Here is a 21,253-nt window from a genome sequence, read left to right on the forward strand (position 1 = left end):
TCTGTCTGCTTCACATCATTGGCCCACACCAATAATAGAAGCTTTCAGATATTTAGAGCCAATTCGGCGTGAACGAACCGACTAGGGTATCTGCCCGAACGACCGGATGGGAAGGGTCGCTCGGGCTATCTCTTGGGCGAGAAACGAGACATCTGAACGCCCCACTTTTTCAATTTCCCGTCATCGCTTCAGAAGACAGCTTTCGTTTGTAGTATTAGAAAAATTAAGTCCTGTTGGAGCTATAAGCTCTTTCTTAGGTATTTCTTAGGTCTATAACGTACAGTTTTTATTGGCTTTTTTAAGACGTCCAATTATAGGAAATCGGAACAGGGCTGAGTTTAGAATTATTTACGCCCGTTTTTCGGAGTGTGCCATGCGCATCGGACAAGCAGACGTTGACTTTGAAGGGCTCACAATTGTGAGTCCTGCCGGACAATTCACAATGGAATCAAAAGTCATGCGCCTTTTACGGGTGCTGGTCGACAACCCTCAAACAGTTATGACGCGTTCCAACTTGATCGAAGCTGTCTGGGGCGTGGAGTTTGGAGGCGATGAAAGACTCTCTCGCGGTATCTCCCTCATCCGGAAGGCCTTGGGAGACAGTCGGGGACGGCATGATTACATAGAGACCATACCCCGACGCGGATATCGTTTCATTGCAGACATCCCGATCGCCTCAGACTTAAAAGAAGGACTGGAAACGAAGGCGGTCCAACCGGAGGCCATTCAACATAAACAGCTCTCGGCTGAGCGCCCAAAACCTGAACCACAAAAACCGACTAAAAACCTGATGAGTAAAAAGTCGATATATGGGATTGCCGCCAGTCTTCTTGTGATATGTCTGGCTGGCGCATCTTTCATGTTCTTGAAAGCGCCTCTGGCGGTTAAGTCTGAAACCGCGCGGGTAGAGCGGGGATTGGAACATGTGAAATATTACACGCATGAAAATGCGATTGAGACGGCTCAGTCTATTTTCACAAACATTTTATCGGAAAATCCTGACAATGCCGCCGCGAGAGCGGGACTGTCCCTGGCCCTGATGCGTGAATATACAGATCTGGAGTCAGACCCCGCTATTTTACGCCGGGCCAAATCCTCTGCCGAAGCCGCTTTACGAAATGATAGTCATCTGGGTCTCGCCAATGTTGCACTGGGCTGGGCCAAAGAACTGGAGGGCGATCTGGAAGGGGCGCATAAAGCCTATGACCGGGCAGATATTCTCGACCCGGATAATATGTTCATGCTGGAAGGGCTGGCTCGGACCTATAACAAACAAAGGCGAGGTGAAGACGCAAAAGCCACACTGGAACGCGCGATTTCGCTCTACCCCGACGCGCCTGTTTTTTATGCCTATTCGGGGCTGCAACTCTTGGGTCAGAATGAATATGCCCATGCGGAGTCCATGTTCCGGCACGTCATCACACTCTCGAAAGAGGATGCGAGCGGATATGCGCGCTTGGCGCATACCTTACATATGCAAGACCGGACCACGGAAGCGATTAAGGTTTTGCAAGACGGTTTGAAGATCGACAAAGCTTCGCAGCTTTATAATAATCTTGGTACATATCTTTTCTTTCAGGGACAATTTGAGCTTTCTGCGGAAGCGTTTGAGAAGACATTGGAACTGGACGGAAATTCCCATAAATATTTATATTGGGCTAATCTGGCAGACGCTTATCGTTTCCTGCCATCCCGCAAGAAAGAAGCAGGTGCCGCGTATGATCAAGCCCTCACCCTTTTAAATGCCGAGTTGGAGAAATCCCCGACGAACCGAACACTCAACAGTCGGGCCGCGCTTTATAAAGCCAAACGTGGGGATTTGGAGGGAGCACGGGTATCCCTTGGAAATGTCCCGCTCGAACTCAACCTATCATCAGTCGACTATTACCGCGCCCTCGTAACCTATGAAATTTTGTCTGAGCGTGACAATGCTCTCGCCATGCTGAAAAAAGCGCTGCAATCAGGCTATCCGCTGATGGAAATAAAAAACGATCCTGAACTCGCATATTTACGGCAAGATAAGAATTACCACCTATTGTTGTCGCAGGAGGGCAAAAATCTATGACAGATTCAAATCAATTGACATCAGCAACTTACATATTGGAGCTGAGCTTCGACGCTGTACAAGTTACAGAAACACTTCAATATCGCATATTTACCGATGCCGGAGAACGGTGTGACGAACTCGGACATGGCCCCTTAGCAGGAACATTTAATTTCCAAAAAAACGACCAAATCATCGTCCAAATCGTTGGGTCCGCTGAGAGCAAACCCGGTCTTGGTACAATTCCAGAGTTCGATTATGAGATTGTGGACTGTACATTAGTGTCCATAAAACCGCCGGGAGATCAGGACCTGTCCTTCTTTGATCCGGCCAATGCATGTACGGCTATTTCGGGCTGGAAAACCGATAAGCCGGTTGTTGATCCAGAGAACAGTCGCGTTACAATAACAAATTCGACCAAAAAACCGCTTCTCGTGACTGCGGAGGAAGGCCAGTGGAAGATTTCAGGCTATCTTTCTGTTATTGTAAAACTCAATGACAAAGAGATGAACAAGCTTTATTTCTTCGACCCCGAAGGCTCCGTTGGGACGGGAGGATGGGGATAGCCATAGGCCCCCGCTTCAAGAATTAAATAGTCAGCCTCTGCTCGCGCGGGGGCTTTTTTATGCGTCAGGCACCGTATCCCGCTTGCACATCTTTCGTCCACCCGACTGTGTAATGTCCGTCATGATCGATCACAGGTCGTTTCATCAGAGTTGGGTTTTCGACGAGAAGCGGGATAGCCGTCTCGCGGCTTAAACCCTCCTTTGTCGCATCATCCAGACCACGCCAGGTCGTACTTTTCTTATTCACCAAAGCCGCAAACCCGAGTTCCGCTTCCAGCGCCTCGACAGTCGCAATGTCCAACCCATCCGCCCGCACATCATGCAGGACGGGATCATGCCCTGCCACTTTCAAGGCCTTGATCGCTCTCCGACACGTGTCGCAGGTTTTCAGATGATAGATTTTCATGCGCGGGGCCTCTTAGCTTGGGTTAGGATAAAATCAGAGATCAGGCCATAGACCTGCTGCCGCGTCGTATCATTATGCATTTCATGCGCAACGCCCTCCATTGCGTGAAAGACGGTGTGTTTTGCGCGCGCCGCGAAATCTTCCGACGCCGCAAATCCCGTCAATGCGTCATCCCGGGAATGGAACAGGAGCAGAGGCGCGTCCCATTGCTCTGCTTTTGCCGCGACCGCTTCGCCGGTCTCAACCATTTCAACGGCAAGGCGAAAGCCGAGCTTTCCATGATTGAGCGGGTCTTGAACATAAATATCCTGCTCTGATTTCAGTGTCGAAATTTTACTCCCATCAATGGGTTGGGACATGACGCCTTTTGGCGTCAGCTTGGCCATGAGTTTCGAGACAATCCGCAAGGGCGCAGGCACGGGCTTTGCCAGCGCAATAAGCGGCGCACTTGCGATGACCGCGCAAACATCGCAGGCTTCGCTCAGCCCGTGATCCAAAACTATCCCGCCGCCCATGGAATGTCCGAATAAAACACGCGTGCATTTCGGATAGAGCATGCGACTGCCTTCCAACAATGCCGAGAGATCCATGCGGAAATCATTATAATCGCGGATAACGCCACGCGGGCCAGGGCTCTGCCCATGACCCCGAAAATCGACTGCAACGACGGCAATGCCCTGCGCGTTTAAGTGCGCGGCCATATCCGCATAGCGCCCGGCATGTTCCCCAAACCCGTGCACGAGGGTCATCATGGCTTTCGGATTGTCGACAGGCCAGTGATAGCCGTAAAGCGCCAACCCATCCGATGTTGTAAAACTCAGGCTCATTATTTCACTGCCGTGCCGTAAGCGAATAATTCCGCCCCGCCGCCGACTTGCGCCTGCTGGCTGGAGGAGCCAACGCGGGAAAATTCGAACCGGATATTATGCACGGCCTTTGCCCCGCGCCGTTCCGCATCTTCCAACAACCTGACCAAAGCCTGCCGCCGCGCGCGATCCAACATCGTTTCATACATCGTAATCCGCCCGCCAACGAGCATAACAATCCGCGCGATGAAACGGCGGAAATAATCAAAGGCAATCACTGTTGAGCCCGTCACGAGTTCCGGCGTGCCAAAACCATCGGGTACAGATTTCAAATTCGTCACGATGATATGGGACAGCTCTTCCTCTCGCAGCGCGAGATAGGCGACGTGTTTCTTCTCGGCCCGCGTGCCAAAAAACACGCCGATCAGCAGAAGGACAAGTGTCGTCGCAATCGCATACATCAGCTGATCACCACAGCGGTCCCGTAAACATAAAGCTCGGACGCGCCCTGCGTGATCGCACTCGTCGAAAAGCGGACATTGACGACCGCATTCGCGCCCATTGCACTGGCTTCGGCCACCATCCGGCTTGTCGCTTCTGAGCGGGCCTCATCGAGCAATTCGGTATAGCCGACCAATTCCCCGCCGACGATATTTTTCAAGCCTGCCATGATGTCGCGGCCCACGTGTTTGGCGCGGACCGTGTTGCCTTGGACGAGGCCTTTATAATCGACAATGTCGCGCCCGGGCACGGTTTCGAGATTGGAGAGGATCATGGCGGCACCTTTTAAAGTTCCCGCAATTTCTGACACAAAAAAGCCCTGCTGCGCAAGGCGCGTCAGGGCTGATGTTTAAAATGTAGTAAGCCTATTTTGGCATCAGAACAGAGCTGACGACATGGACGACGCCATTGGATTGCAGGACATCGGCGGTTGTGACCGTCGAGACAAGACCATTCGCGTCAGCAATTTTAACTTTCCCATCCACGATAAAGAAATCCAATGATGTGCCCGCAACGGTCGTCGTCGAATAAGCCCCACCATTACGTTCAATGTTAAAGATGAGATCGCCCGCCGTGAGTTTGCTGGCAATCACGTGATTGGTCAAAATATTCTGCAACTGCGCGCGGTTTTCATCCAACATTAGAGAGTCGCGTGTCGCCGCCGGAAGCACGCTAAAGGCGGCATCTGTCGGGGCGAAAACTGTGAACGGGCCGGGACCGGAGAGCGTCTCGACGAGCTCTGCCTGTTTCACCAAAGTCACAAGCGTCGTGAGATTATCCGCCGCGCTCGCATTTTCAACAATCGTCTTATCCGCTGTCATAGCCGCACCGCCAACCATCACGGGCGTAGGCATCTCGCCACGACCCTCATTTAGGATAACAGCGACCGGCTCTTCTTTGCTCTCGACCGTCTCAGCGACCAAAACAGCCGCGTCCGAATCGTCCATGCCAACAGACGGCTTGTCATAAGTTGAGGCGCAGGCCGCCAATGTGAAGGCCAGCGCGAAGGCCGTCGTGAGTTTGAGATAGTGTGGCATGCGTAGTCTCCGGCTTATATTTATGTTCTAGGTGATACGCCGACGGCGTTGGACCTATTGGATCGGAATAACCAGCGGCCAGCACAGTCATAATCTGCCCATTGATTTTCAGGGCCGCCCACGCCACTTCCAGTTCAACACATATTTCGAGAGCCTGCCACCATGAGAAAACACGTCGCCTTCCAAATGGACCCGATGGAATCCGTTGACATTAACGGAGACACGACCTTCGCCCTCGCCGAGGAAGCGCAAGCGCGCGGCTGGACGATGTGGGAATATGGGCCGGAACATCTGACCTATGACCGCGATAGAATTCTCGCCCGCGCGCGCCCGATGACGGTGCAGCGCGATCAGAGCCAACCCGCCATTTTCGGCGAGCGGGAACTGATCGACCTCGCGACAGATATTGACGTTGTCTGGATGCGGCAGGACCCGCCTTTTGACATGTCCTATATCACAGCGACCCATTTGCTGGAACGGCTGGAGGGGCAAACCCTCGTCGTGAATGATCCGAAATGGGTGCGCGATTGCCCGGAGAAAATCCTGCCGCTGGATTATCCCGATCTCATGCCCGCGACGCTCATCTCCCGCGATAAGATCGCGATTGATGCATTTCGCGCTGAATATAAAGACATCATCCTCAAGCCGCTTTACGGCAATGGCGGCGCGGGGATTTTCCGCGTCAAAGAGGGCGATCCGAATTACAGCTCGATCTTTGAGATGTTCATGGAAAGCTCCCGCGAACCGATTATCGCCCAAGCCTTCCTCCCCGATGTCTCCAAAGGCGATAAACGCATCCTCATAATTAACGGTGAACCCATCGGCGCGATCAACCGCGTCCCGCAAAAAGGCGAAACCCGCTCCAACATGCATGTCGGCGGCAAAGCCGTCCCGACAGAACTAACAGAAGACGACCTCCGCATCTGCCGCGCGATTGGCCCGATGTTGAAAGAGCGGGGTCAGATCTTGGTGGGTATTGATGTGATTGGGGATAAAATGACTGAGATTAATATTACGAGCCCGACGGGCGTGCAGGAATTGAAACGCTTTAGCGGGGTAGATGCTGTTGCGGCGTGTTGGAATGCGATTGAGAGTAAAAATAGTGAATATTTCTAATCAAAATTTAGGAGAACTTGGCGAGAGTACATTAAGGGCAAAACTATTATCTGAAAATATCGCATCTACTAAACCAGTCCCTGATATTAATGGCGGAGACCTAGAAATTTACTGGCCCGAAGAAGAACCAGTAGAAATTTCATACGATAAAACGCCTTCTCAAAAGCGAGCTTTTTTACAAATCAAGTCGACCAATAAGAAGCACAAGCAAGTTACGCTAAGCCTTTCTTCCGCGAAAAAATTAGTCGACAAAGCTGAACCATCATTTGTTGTTGCAATGGTATTTAATGATTCAAACGATTTAGAAAAAATATATCTCTTTCATATCAATGAATTTTGGATCGAATACATTTTGAAAAGGTTGAGAAACTGCACTGCCAAAAATAAATCCCCTAATAAATCAGTCATAAACTTCCCTTTTTCAAAAGGGTTAAGGGCGAACTATTTAACTGAGAGCATAGGCTTTAAGCTAGGAAAAGTAGTCACCCACGATTTAGATGACTACACTAAAAAGAAAATAGAGTTTAAAAAAGAATGTGGTTACGATAAATCGAGGCATCAAATTCAATTTCAAACAGCGGAAATTGAATTATCAGATTTAGTCTCAGGATTTATGGGAGACAAACCGATACCTGTATTAGAACTACAGGAATTTGAAAACAGATTCGGAATTACTCTACCTTCAAAAGGACTCTTTGGTAAACTTTCAAACACCGAAATATTTGTTAAGCCAAGTGGAATTGAAGAAGTATCGGCAACCATTGAGAAAAAAGATCAATCTGTGAGTCTTCAAGGCGTAATAACTTCATCAGACTTTCTACCCATGGAAAATGAAGAGTGGCAATATCGTTTTTCTAATTCTCTCTTCACCTTTGTTTCAAAGCCGAACAAAGGTGAAGGAAAGTTTACTTTAAATGCAGAGATTATTTTGGAAACACTCATAGATGTCAAGAAAGCCTACGATACAATGAAGTTCCTTACATTGCTATCTAGCCCTCAAAAAGGATTGTTAAGCTTTAAATATAATGACGTATCAATTGAACTTGATATTGAAAAAAATACTGACGTTGATACTAATCTTGATATTCTTGGTTGGTTGAGTTTAGCAAAATGCATCCTATCTGTTTGGGAGGAAACTGGCCATGAACCGTATCTCGTAAAGCTCAATTCTGTAAACTCACAGGATATATTTCTTGCTAGTGAAATTCTAAGTCCCCAAAAAGAATTAATCGCTTTAGGTGATGTCACTCTTACTACCGATGAAAGTGCAAGTTTGAGCAATCCCAACAAAATAAAATACATTGGTTTTTGTTATTCATTCAGCATTGGTACAGAAGAATTTGCTGTTTCTTTTCGTGCATCTGCCACATTAAAACTTGAAAATTCGAAATGGAAAATTTCATGCCATGAACTTACTTCATCCAAAGCAATAAGATTAAGAAAAGGGCTTGAGGAAGATGACTATACGAAGTTTTTGGACAAAAATGTCTGTGATCATCAAGACACAATAGAACTAGTTAGAAAATACGGCGCCAATGGTGATGAAGTAAATATTGTCTCTCAGCCACCTCTGCTTTAATTACCCCTTCACCCCTCCTTAACCATAATCCCCCACCCTCCCGCGCATGTGGACGCAGAGAATATCCTATTCTCGAGGCTGGGCTTTGGCTCGGCTTTTTCTGGTTTGTTTCGGGCTTCTTGGTGTCAATTTTCAGGCCCGGCCTGCTTTTGCCGAATGGCCGGAGCAGAGTTGTAGCCTGCGCCACCGCATTCCCGTCACGATTACGGCGGGGCCGTTGGGGCATGATGCGGAAATCCGCATTGACCTGACGAGTGCCGATATCCCGAGCGAATATGTGTTCTCTATGGCGGGCGATGATGCGCGGGTCTTCCTCGCCGATGATCTGACGCCCGTCAATTTCGTCGTCGCGGGCTGGGACGAGATCGCGCGGACCGCGAGCTTTTATGTGCGCCTGCCCGCCATAGCCGCCGGGGCGAGCCAGACGCTTTACATCTATCTCGGCGATGAAAGCCTACCCTCCGGCAATAATGCCAGCGCGGTCTTTCCCGATATTGGCGTGCGTTTGCACAGTCGCGTCTCCAGCGCAGACCCCATCAGCCCGGCGGATGGATTGGCCGCCTTTGCGGCAGCCACAACGGATGTCGATAATTCCGTCCGCACGACGATTTCCGGATTGAACAACCGCGCCCTTGGTGGAACCAATGGCAATTATGGCTGGTGCGTCAGCGCGGTCTTGAATGTCACGGCGGCAACAGAGGGCACATGGGGATTTCGCTATGGCGGGGATTTCGGACGCGGCGGGCATCTTTATGTGCGGGGTCAGGAATTGGAAGAACAATGGAATGACGATCTCTGGTGGGCAAATAATTACGGCAACACGAATGAGACATTAGAAGGCACGATTGTCCTCCCCGAAGGTTGGCATCGCTATGAAGCGCTCGGCTTTGAGGGATGCTGCGACGGTCCGACCGGATTCCAAGCCCTCTCGCCCGCAGGCGGTGGGTGGCAGGATTTGTCTTCAAGCAATTTCACGCTCCGCGCCTCGCAATGTATCGCGACGACGGTGACCGTCTCAAAAGCGTCTGCCGAGAGTTGCAGCACAGTTTTGGACGCCGCCAAGACGTTGCAAATGGATGCCTCCAGCCCGTCAGATTATTTCATCCCCGGCGCAATTGTGCGTTATGATTTAGATGTCGAAAATCCGGGTCAAATTGTCGATGCGGGGACGATTGCTCTGACCGATGTTTTTCCGCCCGATGTGTCCTTGATGACCGTCGGCACAGGCGTGTTCCAATTCACAGACGGTGCGATTTCCTCCGGCCTCAGCTTCACCTATGGCGGGCCGACAGATGCTGGCGATAGCGTGTCCTTCTCGACGGACGGAATCGACTTTACATACATACCCGCTTCGCCTTTTGACGACACGGTCACCCATGTCCGGTTCAGCCCGAGCGGCGTGTTCAACCCGAATGACAGTGGCGACAAGCCGGGTTTTTCCATCCGCATTTTGGGACGCATTAATTGAGGGTGAAGGGAGGGCTTGCCAAATCCGTTCGCCTGACCTAGATAGCGTTCAACAAAAACAATCCCGCGGCACAAGATGCCGACAGGGCGGCCCTCGGGTCGCTTTTTTTATTGCCTGAAATCAGGCGGAAAGGTGCTTCACTCGATGAAGACCAAGACAAATACTGACGAGCGGATTCTCGCCATTGCCGAGCCGATTGCGGCAGACCTTGGCCTGCGCATTGTGCGGGTGCGGGTCATGGCGGGCAAGCGCCGGACCGTGCAGATCATGGCCGAGCGCATCAGTGACGGCCAAATTCACGTCGATGAATGCGCCGCGCTGTCGCGCGAACTCTCCGCCATTATGGAGGTCGAGGACCCGATTGCGGACGCTTACATGCTGGAGGTAGGCTCCCCCGGTTTGGACCGCCCGCTGACCTCGCTGGACGATTTCACGACCTACGAGGGCTATCTCGCAAAGCTGGAACTAGACCGCCTCGTCGAGGGCCGGAAGCGCTTTCGCGGCGTGCTGGCCGGTGTTGAAGACGGCCATGTGGACATCAATCTGGACGGCGAGACGGACAGCACCGCCTCCATCCCCTTTGACTGGATTTCCGAAGCCAAGCTGCTGATCACGGATGAGCTGATTGAGGCCGGCCAAAAAGCCAAAGCCGAAGCCGAGAAACAAAATAACCCCACTGCTGAAAACGGAGACACATAATGTCCACTGCAGGAATTTCCGCCAATAAACTCGAACTCCTCCAGATCGCGAAAGCGGTTGCGACGGAGAAATCCATTGACGAGTCCATCGTCCTCGAAGCGATTGAGGAAGCCATTCAAAAGGCCGCCCGTCTTCGCTACGGCGCAGAACAGGACATCCGCGCCAAGATCAATCCCGCCACGGGTGAGCAGTCGCTGAAACGCGTCATCACCATCGTCGCCGATGACGAGATCGAGAACGAAACGACTCAGGTCGGGATCTCCACCGCCAAAATGGACAATAAATTGTCCGAGATCGGTGATGAAATCTCGACACAACTTCCGCCGCTGGAATTCGGTCGGGTGCAAGCGCAAATGGCGAAACAGGTCATCATGGGCAAAGTCCGCGATGCCGAACGCGCGCGTCAATATCTCGAGTTCAAAGACCGTGTCGGCGAGATCATCAACGGCATCGTCAAGCGCGTCGAATATGGTCACATCATTGTCGATCTCGGCCGCGCCGAAGGCGTCATCCGCCGGGATCAGGCCCTGCCGCGTGAAAATGTCAAGGGCGGTGACCGCATCCGCGCTTACATCATGGATGTCCGCGAAGAACCGCGGGGCAGCCAGATCTTCCTCTCCCGCGCCCATCCGCAATTCATGGCGCAACTCTTCGCGCAGGAAGTGCCGGAAGTTTATGAAGGCGTCATCCAGATCGTCGGTGTCGCCCGCGATCCTGGCTCCCGTGCCAAGATCGCAGTTTATTCTAACGACAGTTCCATCGACCCCGTCGGCGCATGCGTCGGTATGCGCGGCTCCCGCGTTCAGGCCGTCGTCAATGAACTGCAAGGCGAGCGCATCGACATCATTCCTTACACCGAAGATATGGGTACCTTCATCGTCAATGCGTTGCAGCCCGCGACCGTTACGAAAGTCGTCATCGATGAAGCCAATGGCAAAATCGAAGTCGTCGTGCCGGAAGAGCAACTCTCCCTCGCGATTGGTCGTCGTGGCCAGAACGTCCGTCTCGCGTCGCAACTTTCCGGTTGGGCCTTGGACATACTCACGGAAGAGCAAGAATCCGAGCGTCGTCAGAAGGAATTCCAAGAGCGCTCCGAGCTGTTCATGAACGGACTGGACGTCGACGAAATGGTCGCGCAACTCCTCGTCTCGGAAGGGTTCGAGACCATGGAAGAAGTCGGCTATGTCGCACTTGACGACCTGACCTCCATCGAAGGCTTTGACGACGAAACCGCGGAAGAACTCCAAGCCCGTGCCCGTGAATATCTGGACAAAGTCGCCGCCGAGCAGGACGCGAAACGTGTTGAACTGGGTGTCGAAGACAGCGTTCTTGAAATTGAAGGCGTCACGCTGCCCATGGCTGTGCGCTTTGGCGAAAATGAAGTTCTTACTGTCGAAGACGTCGCAGGCCTCGTCCCGGATGATCTCAACGGTTATTCTGAGTATAAGAACGGCGAACGCGTCCATGAAGACGGCATGATCGAAGACTTCAAACTGACGGAAGAAGACGCAACCCGCCTCATCATGATGGCCCGTGTGCAGGCCGGTTGGATTGACGCCTCCGCATTAGAGCCGAACGTTGAAGAGGGCGAAGATGAAGTGGCGGAAGACGCTGCACCTGCCGAACCAACTGCGGAAACTCTATTTAATTAGGGGCCTCCGTTACGTAAAAATTGAGAGCCGTTCTTCGAAAGAGGAGCGGCTTTTTTATGAGGTGACCGGACGCGTTTCCTTGGCGACCCAGTGTTGCCGGCACAGCGAGACATAGCGGTCATTCCCGCCGATTTCGACCTGCGCCCCGCGCGTGACGGCGGCCCCTGTCTTGCTGACGCGCAAGGTCATCGTCGCCTTGCGCCCGCACCAACAAAGCGTTTTGATTTCCTTTATGACATCCGCAATCGCGAGGAGCGCCGCACTGCCCGGAAATAACTTGCCTTTAAAATCTGTGCGCAAGCCATAACACATAATCGGAAGGCGCATTTCATCCGCCACGCGTGATAACTGCCAGACCTGATCCTCGGTCAGGAATTGCGCCTCATCGAGCAAAACGCAATTAATGGGATTAGCCACATGAGCTTTATGAATGTGTTTTTCTAAATTTGTCTCGGGTGTGAATAGGTCAGCCTCAGCCGTCAGGCCAATCCGCGACACAATATTTCCGTGGGCGCAATCCCGCGTATCAATCGCAGGCTTCAGGAGCAGAGTCCGCATCCCGCGTTCATGATAGTTGTAAGACGACTGCAGCAAAATCGTCGACTTCCCCGCATTCATGGCGGAATAATTGAAATAGAGTTTAGCCATGAAAGATGTCCCGATTCGGTCTGGAATATGCTGATTTAGGAGAGGCGAATCCAGATGTGAGTGCGGAAATATGTGTGCGTTATAGGCAGGCGTATTGGGATAGACACAAAATCATACCTCTATGTCACCCCGCATGTGATGCAGGGCCTGTCGTTTATGACGCAGGTTTGATCGTGCAACCGACAGGTCCCGCATCACGTAGAGGATGACATCAGTGGTGGTCGTTGACCTTGTAGTCCTCGCCGCCATTTGGCGCCTGTATCTCTTAGTTGTTTCCGTTTCGCTTCGTTTATTCTCGAATAAAAACGGGGTGTCCGCGTGGTCGTCTGGGTTCTGATCGCAAACCAAATATAAGTTATGTTTTCGAACCTTCCGGTCTCACGCGGCGATGCCTTTTCGCACGGACGACCAAACCATTCATGACGAAGACATTTGATTGATAATCAAATGGCAAGGAACCGAACCGCATAGCGGTTCGGCGCTACGCTGCAATCGACTCACAGGGTCGATTGCGGACGCTCCGCGCCCGTCAGGCCACCCAGCTCCACCGACATTACCCGGCTTCACCTAATGACAAGCACCGTTTCTTTCCGATTAAGCCAATGTACACTTGACCGCCCCGCGAAAGAAGACAGGCTTAAAATTGCACAAGTCCGCTAGGTTGGGGACGCACTTTTTAGGTTTTTGCAATCCCCGATGATAAGCTTGTCCCGAGTACAGACCGGGGCCTTGTCCGTCACAGGCGCGGAGGTCGATTAACGCAATGATTTCAACAAACCACGAGGCCACGGTCTGCACCTAGGACAGGCACTTATTTCTAGAAAAGAAAATGCCAATCTACGGTTTAAAAATTTGCATTACCGAGTATTATCTTTACAGCGCCGTAAAAAACCAACTTTCACTCCGCATGTGATGCGGGGGCTATCGTTTGCAAAACGCAAATTTGAGAGAGTAGGCTTAGGTCCCTCATCAAGCACGACATGACAGTGGAAAGCTTCGCGGCTAAGAATATTTAAAACCAAATAGTTGAGAATTAAGTTTGCTCTAAGTCCGACAGGGGTAGATTTCCGGCAATAACGCCCCGCAAAACCTATATTCTGCGAGGCGCTAAATTTATGTATCTTAAATATCTGGATGGTCGTTCAACCGCGTCAATCATCCGCATTAATTAAGCGCAAATTTCTCACTTTTCGATGACAATTTTGAGGCGTGATAAGCTTGCAGCGACTCAATATCTGCGGCTTCAATAAATTGGGTCAAGAGGTCTTTGGTACATTCCGAGACGGTTTCGCCCGTATAATATCGGGTTGCACGATCATCTTTGCAGACGCGTATCGCTTTCTTCTCAATTTTTGCATAAACATCTTCGACACCGTTTGGCGCGACAAGTTCAGACGCATTAAATTTAACTGTAACGACCCGTTCGACGAGGATTTCGCCGCCAGCGTGAGCTGTGGACGCCAGAGCGAGCGTGGAGATGATAGCCGCCGAGGCAAGAGCGCGCCCCAAATTATTGACGGCACCAATCTGAGAGAGCATATTGACGTTTCGTTTAATAAGCATGTGATGGGTCCTTTCTATCGATGCTTTTAGGCGTTGGGCGGCGAGGTCACACCCTTGCCGCCATTTTTCTTTAGACCGAAAAAATCATCCCGGAACCCACATAGACGCCTTAGCAGATATGCAAAAATAGACAGCTAAAACAATAGGTTAAACGAGTTTATAGGCCAGACAAAGCTTGTTTGTCTACCTTGGATTCACTACTAAAAATAATCAAATTCGTAATATGGGTCGCACATTGCCTCCGTTGAAAAAAATGTCAAAATGAAGCCAATATTTTGTGCTGTTCCGACTTTCATCGGACAGTTGCTGTGCAAAATTTTTCGGTTTTGCCTATAAAACATACGGAAATCCTGTTGGATATAATCGTTGAGGCGATTAAGGCCACGTGAGTGAGTATAATAACCCAGACAGGTTTTGCGAATGTCTGCGCGGCTCACCTCTTGCCAAACCCCAACCCATCCCCCATATCGCGCGACTTGAACGACCAACCCGATATCATCATCCCCGACCATCTCGATACGCGCGGTCATAAATCGCGTGAGCGTCGTTGCGTGGCACGGAATGAAGTTCGCGACCCACAGGAGATGATCCGCTTTGTCGTGGGACCGGAAAATACGGTTTATCCTGATATTAAAGGCAAACTGCCCGGACGGGGTATTTGGGTGAGTTCCACGCGTGAGGATTTAGAGACGGCCATTAAAAAAGGCGGTTTCAAACGGGGCTTCAAGGGTAATGTCTCTCTTCCGGATGATCTGCCCGCGCAGGTCGAGGCGGGCTTAAAGCGTCATACCCTGTCCCTGATCGGGATGGCGAAGAAATCCGGCAAATTATTTATCGGATTTGACCAAGTCATGGCTGCTGCACGATCCGATGCGCTCGGCTGGCGCATTGAGGCGTCTGACGGGGCGGAAGGATCGCGCGGGAAAATCCGCGCCCTGTCCAAAGCGATAGCTTTTGAAGTTGAGTTACCCCTACCCCGCGTGATTGGGTGTTTTGACAGCCAAGAGATTGGCGCGGTCGTGGGGCGTGAGGCCATTATCCATTGCGCGCTACCCCATGGGCGGCTGGCAAAATCATTGGGGATTTCCGCGCGACGTTTGAGTGGCTTTATTCCGTTAGTTCCAGAGGGTTGGGTGGACGCTCAACACGAAGCTTTCTAATGCGTCTATAGAGCCGTATTCTAGGGCGGAAGAGCCTAGACAGACAGTTTTAACGCAGACGGTGATTGGATGTTGCCAAATGCGCCAATTCCCTTAAGTTACGCGGACTCTCCGCGCGAGCAAGGAACACTACGCGAAACGGCCACCCGGCGTTATGACCCGGCCCCGCTTCGCAGGAAAATGATATGACAAATAGTAATGATAAAAAACCCGGTGGCCGCCGCCCTCTGACGCTTGGTGGCGCAAACCGTGGTCCCGCCAGACGCTCCGGCCCGAATTCAGCCGTTGTGGTCGAAAAGAAAAAGAAGGTTATCGTTCGGCCCGGCGCAAAAAAACCTGCGACGTCCAAGACCGCGACGCCGATCAGCCCGCCTAAAATGGCGCCGCCGAAACCTGCTGCGCCAAAGACGGCTGCACCGGTTACGCCGCCCAAACCAAAAGCGCCGCCCATCCTGACCAAGGATGCGCAAATTGCAGAGGCCGCGCGACGCCTTGGCCTATCCAAAGCAGAATATATGAAGCGTCAAAAGGCGCTTTCATCTGCGCAGAAGCAGCAGGAAGAACGCGCCGCACAGCGCAAAGCCGAAGAAGAAGCCCGCCTCGCCCGTGTCGAGGAAGAGCGCCAACTGCTGGAGCAGAAACGCCGCGAAGCGGAAGCCGAGGAAATGAAGCGCCTCGAAGAAGAGGAAGCTGCCAAGAAAAAAGCCGAGGCCGAAGAAGCTGCGCGTCTGCAGAAAAAATCTGTTGGCTCACCGCTGAATAAAAAACCTGAAGAGAAAAAAGACGCCCTGACCGAGCTGCAAAAAGCCGGCGGTCGTGTGAAGAAAAAGCGGGCCGCGCCGCCACCAACGCGGTCCAAGGGTGAAACCAAGCGTCGTCGCGGTAAGTTGACCATCGTGTCGGCCCTGTCCGGTAATGATGAGCGTCAACGCTCTCTCGCGTCTATGAAACGCGCAAGGGAACGCGAAAAGCAACGCCAGAGGGGTGGCGGTCGCGGGGCGGATAAGGTCCAACGCGAAGTCACGATTCCGGAAGCCATCACGATCGCCGATCTGGCCAACCGGATGTCCGAACGTGGCGCAGCCGTTGTCAAATACCTGATGAACCAAGGTGAGATGCACACCGTCAATGATGTGATTGATGCGGATCTCGCGGAACTCATCGTCGAAGACTTTGGACATATCGTTAAACGTGTCTCTGACGCGGATGTCGAAACCGACTTTATTATTGATGATACACCGTCGGATGAAAAAGACCGTAAGCCGCGCGCACCCGTCATCGCCGTGATGGGTCACGTTGACCACGGTAAGACCTCGCTCCTCGATGCCCTCCGCACGACGGATGTAGCGTCCGGCGAAGCGGGCGGGATTACGCAACATATTGGTGCGTATCAAATCGAGCTGAAGTCCGGCGATAAGATTACTGTCCTCGACACACCGGGCCATGCCGCGTTCTCTGAAATGCGGACACGGGGTGCGGCGGCTGTGGATATTGTCGTCCTGGTCGTTGCAGCGGATGACGGTGTTATGCCGCAAACGATTGAGTCAATTAAATATGCTCAGGAAGCTGACACGCCGATCATTGTCGCCATTAACAAAATGGACGCCTATGAGGCTAACCCGCAAAAAGTCGAAACCGACCTCCTGCAACACAACATCATCACGGAAAGCATGTCCGGTGACGTTCAGGCAATTCCCGTCTCCGCCAAGGAGAAGACAGGCTTGCAAGACTTGGCAGAAGCCATCGTCAACCAAGCTGAGCTGATGGAATTGAAAGCCAACCCGACCCGTAATTCGGATGGTCTGGTCATTGAATCCAAGATCGAGAAGGGACGCGGCGCAGTCGCAACGCTTCTCGTCAAACGCGGTACGCTGGAACGCGGCGCTGTCGTTGTGGCGGGCGAACATTGGGGCAAGGTCAAAGCCATGATGGATGAGAAGGGCAAGCCTGTGAAAAAGGCCGGGCCATCCGTCGCCGTGGAAATGATGGGCCTGGACGGCGCACCCATGCCGGGTGAGCCTTTCGCGGTCGTCTCTGATGAGCAGAAAGCGCGCGAGATCACGGAATACCGCGTCGAGAAACGTAAGAAGACGGAAATTTCCGCACCATCTGCTATGGCCTCCATGGAACAGATGATGGCGAAATTGCAGAATAAGGAAGTTTCCGACCTCCCCGTTCTGGTCAAATCTGACGTTGAGGGCTCCGCGCAAGCGATCAAGACCTCACTCGAAGATCTTGGTAATGACGAAGTCCGCGCGCGCGTGGTATATGCCGCCGCCGGTGGTATTTCCGAAAGCGATGTCATGCAGGCCAAAACGGCCGGCGCGCCAATCATCGCCTTTAACGTCCGCGCCAATCGCCAAGCCAAGGATTTGGCCGAGCGCGAGGGCGTCGAAATCCGCTATTACTCAATCATCTATCAATTACTGGATGAAATTAAAGGTGCGCTGGAAGGCATGCTCAAGCCGGAACGTCGCGAAACCTTTATCGGTTATGCCGAAATTCTGGAAGTCTTCGACATTACCAAGCTCGGTAAAGTTGCCGGGTGTAAAGTCACGGAAGGTCGCGTCGAACGTGGCTCCGGTGTACGCCTCCTCCGCGATGACGTTGTCATCCATGAAGGCGAGCTGTCGACTCTCAAACGTTTCAAGGACGAAGTGCCAAAGGTTCAGGCTGGTATGGAATGCGGTATGGGCTTTGAAGGTTATCACGATCTTCGCAAAGGCGATCAGATCGAGTGCTTCACCGTCGAGATGCTGGACCGCACACTGGACTAGACCATACTTACATCATTATAAAAATTTAGCCCTCCTCGGATTGATCCGGGAGGGCTTTTTTGTAAAATTCGGACGACAAAGGGAGGGGTGTCCAAAATTTACCGAATTAGTTTAGAATCGGCGGCCGACGCCTACACCGAAAATCCAAGGATCAATATCGGCTTCCGCCGTTAAAATACCCAGTCCGCTAGCATCAACAGTGACATCCGTTTCAAGCCATAACTTCTTTACATCGAAGTTGACAAAATAGGTCTCATTGACCGGAATATCGACACCGGCCTGTAGCGCGAACCCGAAATTATTATCGTGATTAACAGAGGTCAGACCATCCGGTACATCCTGCTCAAGGAAGAATGTGTAATAAATTCCAGCCCCGACGTAAGGGCGGATATTGGCACGCGGGCTAAAGTGGTATTGCGCCAGAAGAGTGGGCGGCAAGAGCCACACGTCACCAATATTGACATTTCCAAGACTGGAGTTTTGGACCGAATTATCATGCGGTGTCGTGGCGACGACCAATTCGAAAGCAATATTTTCTTTCACGAAATATGAAAAGTCGATTTCGGGCACAATTTGATCATCAATACTGACATCACCACCAATGGGCGTGGCCGTTCCGTCTTCTTCAGGCACAACGGCCAAACCGCGCAGGCGGATTAACCAAGGGTCCTCGACGTCGGAGGCAAAAGCCTGCCCAATCGGCAATGACATCATGCTGTCGTTGCGGCGGCCATCATGAATAAACGTGAACGCATTTTTATCTCCTGTAGGCGTTTTCATAACCCAATTACACGGGAGATTAGAAATTTGAGGGCTATTAAGTTTCTATATTTTGCATAGGTTTTTTTATATAAAAAGGAAATATCGTCTTTTTTTGATTATGATTCCTAGCTGGGCCAATGACTTGGAAACGCCTCATTAAATCTTTAAGGGAGACTATGTCTAAGAACCGCCCCCCCTCTCAGCGCCAACTCAAGGCCGGTGAATTAATCCGTCGTGCACTGGCCGAAATTTTAGCGAAAGAAAATCTGCGTGATCCCGACTTGCAAGGTGTGTCTGTGACAATTTCCGAAGTCCGCGCCTCTCCGGACCTGAAACACGCGATCGTCTATGCGAGCCCGCTGGGAACCGATCATGACGCGGATAAAGTCATCAAAGCGCTACAACGGTGTGGATCGTTCCTGCGCGGGCGCTTGGGAAAAGAGATGCAAATGAAATCCACACCGCGTCTTCGTTTTATGAAGGATGAGAGTTTCGATACGGCGGAAGCCATGACCCGTCTTCTAAAAGACCCAAAAATCCAACAGGATTTAGGTAAATAAAAGAAATCTCCGCGAAGCAGAGACGGCTTATATCAGACCGAGATTGTATCTCTGCAAAAAAACACCTGCTCTCAGACGTTTATCCGTCTGCGTCCTTGCCGTCAGATGACCCCTCTGTTGGGACCAAAATGATATCCAAATCATTAGGAGACAAAGACTCGGTCGTTACTCTTTGTGTCGAAACTTGCGCCCCAATGATCGCACCTCCCGCTGTTCCTGGTACCATAACGGTCTCTAGCGACGTCGAAACCTGCGGTTCAATGATAACGGTGTAATCTTCATAACCGCTTTTACTCACCGTCGTTTTATAGGTCCGGTACTCACTAAGCTTGATCTCACAAGGGGTATTGCACGTTTGGGGCTGCAGTTCCTGGGCGCTATCTTCAAAAACGACTAGCGCCTCGGAAGGTTGTGATGTCATTTTTACTGTATCTAACCCAGTGACGCAGGCAGAAAGACTCACCGTTGCCGCCAATCCTAAAAATAATTTAGTATTATTCATTGGTAGCTCCAGACCTAGTTTTTGTGATATTTCATAACATTGCCGATGTCGCACTGATCGGCAAGGAACAATAAGATCAGCATTACGGTTATCAAAGAAGCAACCCTATGGACCCGAACGGACGAAAACGAAAAAAAGGCAACCCTGTCCATGGCTGGGTTGTTCTGGATAAAGCGGTCGGTATTGGCTCAACGCCGATGGTCGGTAAGGTTCGCTGGCTCTTTCAGGCACAAAAAGCCGGACATGCGGGAACGTTGGACCCGCTGGCGAGTGGTATTCTGCCAATTGCACTGGGCGAGGCGACGAAGACCGTGCCTTTTATGATGGACGCCGCGAAGTCTTATATTTTCGAAATTACGTGGGGCGAGAGCCGGACGACGCAGGACGCAGAGGGCGACGTGACCGCGACATCGGCCGTGCGCCCGACTGAGGCGGATATCCGCGCGGCCCTGCCTGAATTTACGGGCGAGATTGAGCAAGTCCCACCTAAATTCTCCGCCATAAAAATTGACGGCAAGCGCGCTTATGATCTGGCCCGTGCCGGAGAAAAGGTTGAGATCAAATCCCGTCCCGTCCGCGTGGACCGTTTTGAGTTGGTCGAGACAACAAAAGAAACAGCTCGGTTCGAAGTCGATTGCGGAAAAGGCACCTATATCCGCTCCCTTGCGCGCGATCTCGCAGCCTCTCTCGGCGCTTGCGGATATGTGACGCTCCTGCGCCGCACCCGGGTCGGGCCGTTCACGCTGGCGCAGTCAATAACACTGGACGAACTGGAACAGATGTGCGATGTCGCGCGCGTCTCGGACGGGTTGCATCCCGTTTCGACCGCACTGGACGACATCCCGGTGCTGGCCGTCACGGAAACCGACGCAAATCATCTGAAACACGGACGCTCTATTGTCGCGCCGCAGACATTCACCGACATCGATCTGATTTTGGCGGAATGGAACGACACGCCAATTGCGCTTCTGTCGCCGCGTGATGGAACGTTAGTTCCAAAACGTGTTTTTAATATAACTTAAACGGAGATATCCGATGTCGATCACACCCGAGCGCAAAGCCGCTTTGATCAACGAATACGCAGTGCAACCCGGCGATACAGGGTCACCCGAAGTCCAGGTCGCGATCCTCACAGAGCGGATTGTCAACCTGACAGAACATTTCAAAACCAACAAAAAAGACAACCACTCCCGTCGGGGTCTTTTGTTGATGGTCAATAAGCGTCGCAGCCTGTTGTCCTATGTGAAGAAAAAAGATGAGAGCCGTTATCAGGACCTCATCAAACGCTTGGGTCTGCGTCGTTAAAAAAGGCCATTCGCGTCAGCGAATTACCGATAGGGCGACAGCTTAAATCTGAAAGATTTACGCGTGCCGCTCCACGACAACACCCAAATTATCTAAGAAATC

General features: G+C 51.7%; 21 protein-coding genes. 12 read left to right on the forward strand and 9 right to left on the reverse strand.

Going from position 1 to position 21,253, the window contains the following annotated elements:
- The first annotated feature begins 373 nt into the window (after positions 1–373).
- Positions 374–2,065 carry a tetratricopeptide repeat protein gene (locus ACP9M6_RS02240; RefSeq protein ID WP_427453069.1) on the forward strand — a complete coding sequence of 564 codons (1,692 nt, stop codon included), beginning with the start codon at positions 374–376 and terminating at the stop codon, positions 2,063–2,065.
- Positions 2,062–2,610 (forward strand): hypothetical protein, encoded by a 549-nt coding sequence (locus ACP9M6_RS02245; protein WP_427453070.1) that lies wholly within the window; start codon positions 2,062–2,064, stop codon positions 2,608–2,610. Before ACP9M6_RS02240 ends, ACP9M6_RS02245 begins: the two co-directional genes overlap by 4 nt.
- Before the next feature lie 64 nt (positions 2,611–2,674).
- Here the strand turns inward: ACP9M6_RS02245 and ACP9M6_RS02250 are convergent, their stop codons facing one another.
- The 5 genes from ACP9M6_RS02250 to ACP9M6_RS02270 form a co-directional block, all read right to left on the reverse strand.
- On the reverse strand, positions 2,675–3,016 hold the full coding sequence (locus tag ACP9M6_RS02250) for an ArsC/Spx/MgsR family protein (protein WP_427453071.1): 342 nt from the start codon (positions 3,014–3,016) through the stop codon (positions 2,675–2,677).
- Complete coding sequence (locus ACP9M6_RS02255) at positions 3,013–3,843, reverse strand: lysophospholipase (protein WP_427453073.1); 831 nt, start codon at positions 3,841–3,843, stop codon at positions 3,013–3,015. Before ACP9M6_RS02255 ends, ACP9M6_RS02250 begins: the two co-directional genes overlap by 4 nt.
- Positions 3,843–4,283: a YbjQ family protein gene (locus ACP9M6_RS02260; RefSeq protein WP_427453074.1), complete on the reverse strand. Its 441-nt coding sequence runs from the start codon at positions 4,281–4,283 to the stop codon at positions 3,843–3,845. Before ACP9M6_RS02260 ends, ACP9M6_RS02255 begins: the two co-directional genes overlap by 1 nt.
- Complete coding sequence (locus tag ACP9M6_RS02265) at positions 4,283–4,597, reverse strand: YbjQ family protein (RefSeq protein ID WP_427454741.1); 315 nt, start codon at positions 4,595–4,597, stop codon at positions 4,283–4,285. Before ACP9M6_RS02265 ends, ACP9M6_RS02260 begins: the two co-directional genes overlap by 1 nt.
- A gap of 91 nt (positions 4,598–4,688) precedes the next feature.
- Positions 4,689–5,360 carry a fasciclin domain-containing protein gene (locus ACP9M6_RS02270; protein WP_427453075.1) on the reverse strand — a complete coding sequence of 224 codons (672 nt, stop codon included), beginning with the start codon at positions 5,358–5,360 and terminating at the stop codon, positions 4,689–4,691.
- A gap of 162 nt (positions 5,361–5,522) precedes the next feature.
- Between ACP9M6_RS02270 and gshB the strand changes: the two genes are divergently transcribed.
- The 5 genes from gshB (at position 5,523) to nusA (ending at position 11,874) form a co-directional block, all read left to right on the forward strand.
- Positions 5,523–6,476 carry a glutathione synthase gene (gshB, locus tag ACP9M6_RS02275; protein ID WP_427453076.1) on the forward strand — a complete coding sequence of 318 codons (954 nt, stop codon included), beginning with the start codon at positions 5,523–5,525 and terminating at the stop codon, positions 6,474–6,476.
- Positions 6,463–8,055: a hypothetical protein gene (locus ACP9M6_RS02280; protein ID WP_427453078.1), complete on the forward strand. Its 1,593-nt coding sequence runs from the start codon at positions 6,463–6,465 to the stop codon at positions 8,053–8,055. The genes gshB and ACP9M6_RS02280 overlap by 14 nt, the downstream gene beginning before the upstream one ends.
- Positions 8,056–8,140: 85 nt before the next feature.
- Positions 8,141–9,523 carry a CCXG family PEP-CTERM protein gene (locus ACP9M6_RS02285; protein ID WP_427453080.1) on the forward strand — a complete coding sequence of 461 codons (1,383 nt, stop codon included), beginning with the start codon at positions 8,141–8,143 and terminating at the stop codon, positions 9,521–9,523.
- A gap of 144 nt (positions 9,524–9,667) precedes the next feature.
- A complete protein-coding gene (gene rimP / locus ACP9M6_RS02290) occupies positions 9,668–10,222 on the forward strand; it encodes a ribosome maturation factor RimP (RefSeq protein ID WP_427453082.1) in 555 nt (184 codons plus the stop codon).
- Positions 10,222–11,874: a transcription termination factor NusA gene (gene nusA, locus ACP9M6_RS02295; protein ID WP_427453083.1), complete on the forward strand. Its 1,653-nt coding sequence runs from the start codon at positions 10,222–10,224 to the stop codon at positions 11,872–11,874. Before rimP ends, nusA begins: the two co-directional genes overlap by 1 nt.
- A gap of 54 nt (positions 11,875–11,928) precedes the next feature.
- Here nusA and ACP9M6_RS02300 read toward each other — a convergent pair whose 3' ends face one another.
- Positions 11,929–12,522: a thymidine kinase gene (locus ACP9M6_RS02300; protein ID WP_427453085.1), complete on the reverse strand. Its 594-nt coding sequence runs from the start codon at positions 12,520–12,522 to the stop codon at positions 11,929–11,931.
- Positions 12,523–13,686: 1,164 nt separating this feature from the next.
- Positions 13,687–14,085: a UrcA family protein gene (locus tag ACP9M6_RS02305; protein ID WP_427453086.1), complete on the reverse strand. Its 399-nt coding sequence runs from the start codon at positions 14,083–14,085 to the stop codon at positions 13,687–13,689.
- A 389-nt stretch (positions 14,086–14,474) separates the two neighbouring features.
- Between ACP9M6_RS02305 and ACP9M6_RS02310 the strand changes: the two genes are divergently transcribed.
- Positions 14,475–15,245, forward strand: a complete 771-nt coding sequence (locus ACP9M6_RS02310; RefSeq protein ID WP_427453088.1) for an RNA-binding protein — start codon at positions 14,475–14,477, stop codon at positions 15,243–15,245.
- A gap of 185 nt (positions 15,246–15,430) precedes the next feature.
- Positions 15,431–18,022, forward strand: a complete 2,592-nt coding sequence (gene infB / locus ACP9M6_RS02315; RefSeq protein ID WP_427453089.1) for a translation initiation factor IF-2 — start codon at positions 15,431–15,433, stop codon at positions 18,020–18,022.
- Between the two features lie 111 nt (positions 18,023–18,133).
- On the opposite strand, the gene ACP9M6_RS02320 is transcribed toward infB, so the two are convergent.
- Positions 18,134–18,802, reverse strand: a complete 669-nt coding sequence (locus tag ACP9M6_RS02320; protein WP_427453091.1) for an OmpW/AlkL family protein — start codon at positions 18,800–18,802, stop codon at positions 18,134–18,136.
- Positions 18,803–18,960: 158 nt separating this feature from the next.
- Between ACP9M6_RS02320 and rbfA the strand changes: the two genes are divergently transcribed.
- The gene (gene rbfA / locus ACP9M6_RS02325; protein ID WP_427453093.1) at positions 18,961–19,344 is read left to right on the forward strand and encodes a 30S ribosome-binding factor RbfA; all 384 of its coding nucleotides are present in this window, start codon (positions 18,961–18,963) and stop codon (positions 19,342–19,344) included.
- Between the two features lie 79 nt (positions 19,345–19,423).
- Here rbfA and ACP9M6_RS02330 read toward each other — a convergent pair whose 3' ends face one another.
- On the reverse strand, positions 19,424–19,846 hold the full coding sequence (locus tag ACP9M6_RS02330) for a PEGA domain-containing protein (protein ID WP_427453094.1): 423 nt from the start codon (positions 19,844–19,846) through the stop codon (positions 19,424–19,426).
- A 107-nt stretch (positions 19,847–19,953) separates the two neighbouring features.
- On the opposite strand from ACP9M6_RS02330, the gene truB reads away from it, so the two are divergent.
- Together truB and rpsO are read left to right on the forward strand one after the other, a co-directional pair.
- Positions 19,954–20,868 (forward strand): tRNA pseudouridine(55) synthase TruB, encoded by a 915-nt coding sequence (truB, locus tag ACP9M6_RS02335; RefSeq protein ID WP_427453096.1) that lies wholly within the window; start codon positions 19,954–19,956, stop codon positions 20,866–20,868.
- A 13-nt stretch (positions 20,869–20,881) separates the two neighbouring features.
- Positions 20,882–21,151: a 30S ribosomal protein S15 gene (gene rpsO, locus ACP9M6_RS02340; protein ID WP_427453098.1), complete on the forward strand. Its 270-nt coding sequence runs from the start codon at positions 20,882–20,884 to the stop codon at positions 21,149–21,151.
- The last annotated feature ends 102 nt before the right edge of the window (positions 21,152–21,253 follow it).

It is taken from the genome of Litorimonas sp. WD9-15 (assembly GCF_050271975.1).
Classification (GTDB): Bacteria; Pseudomonadota; Alphaproteobacteria; order Caulobacterales; family Maricaulaceae; genus Litorimonas.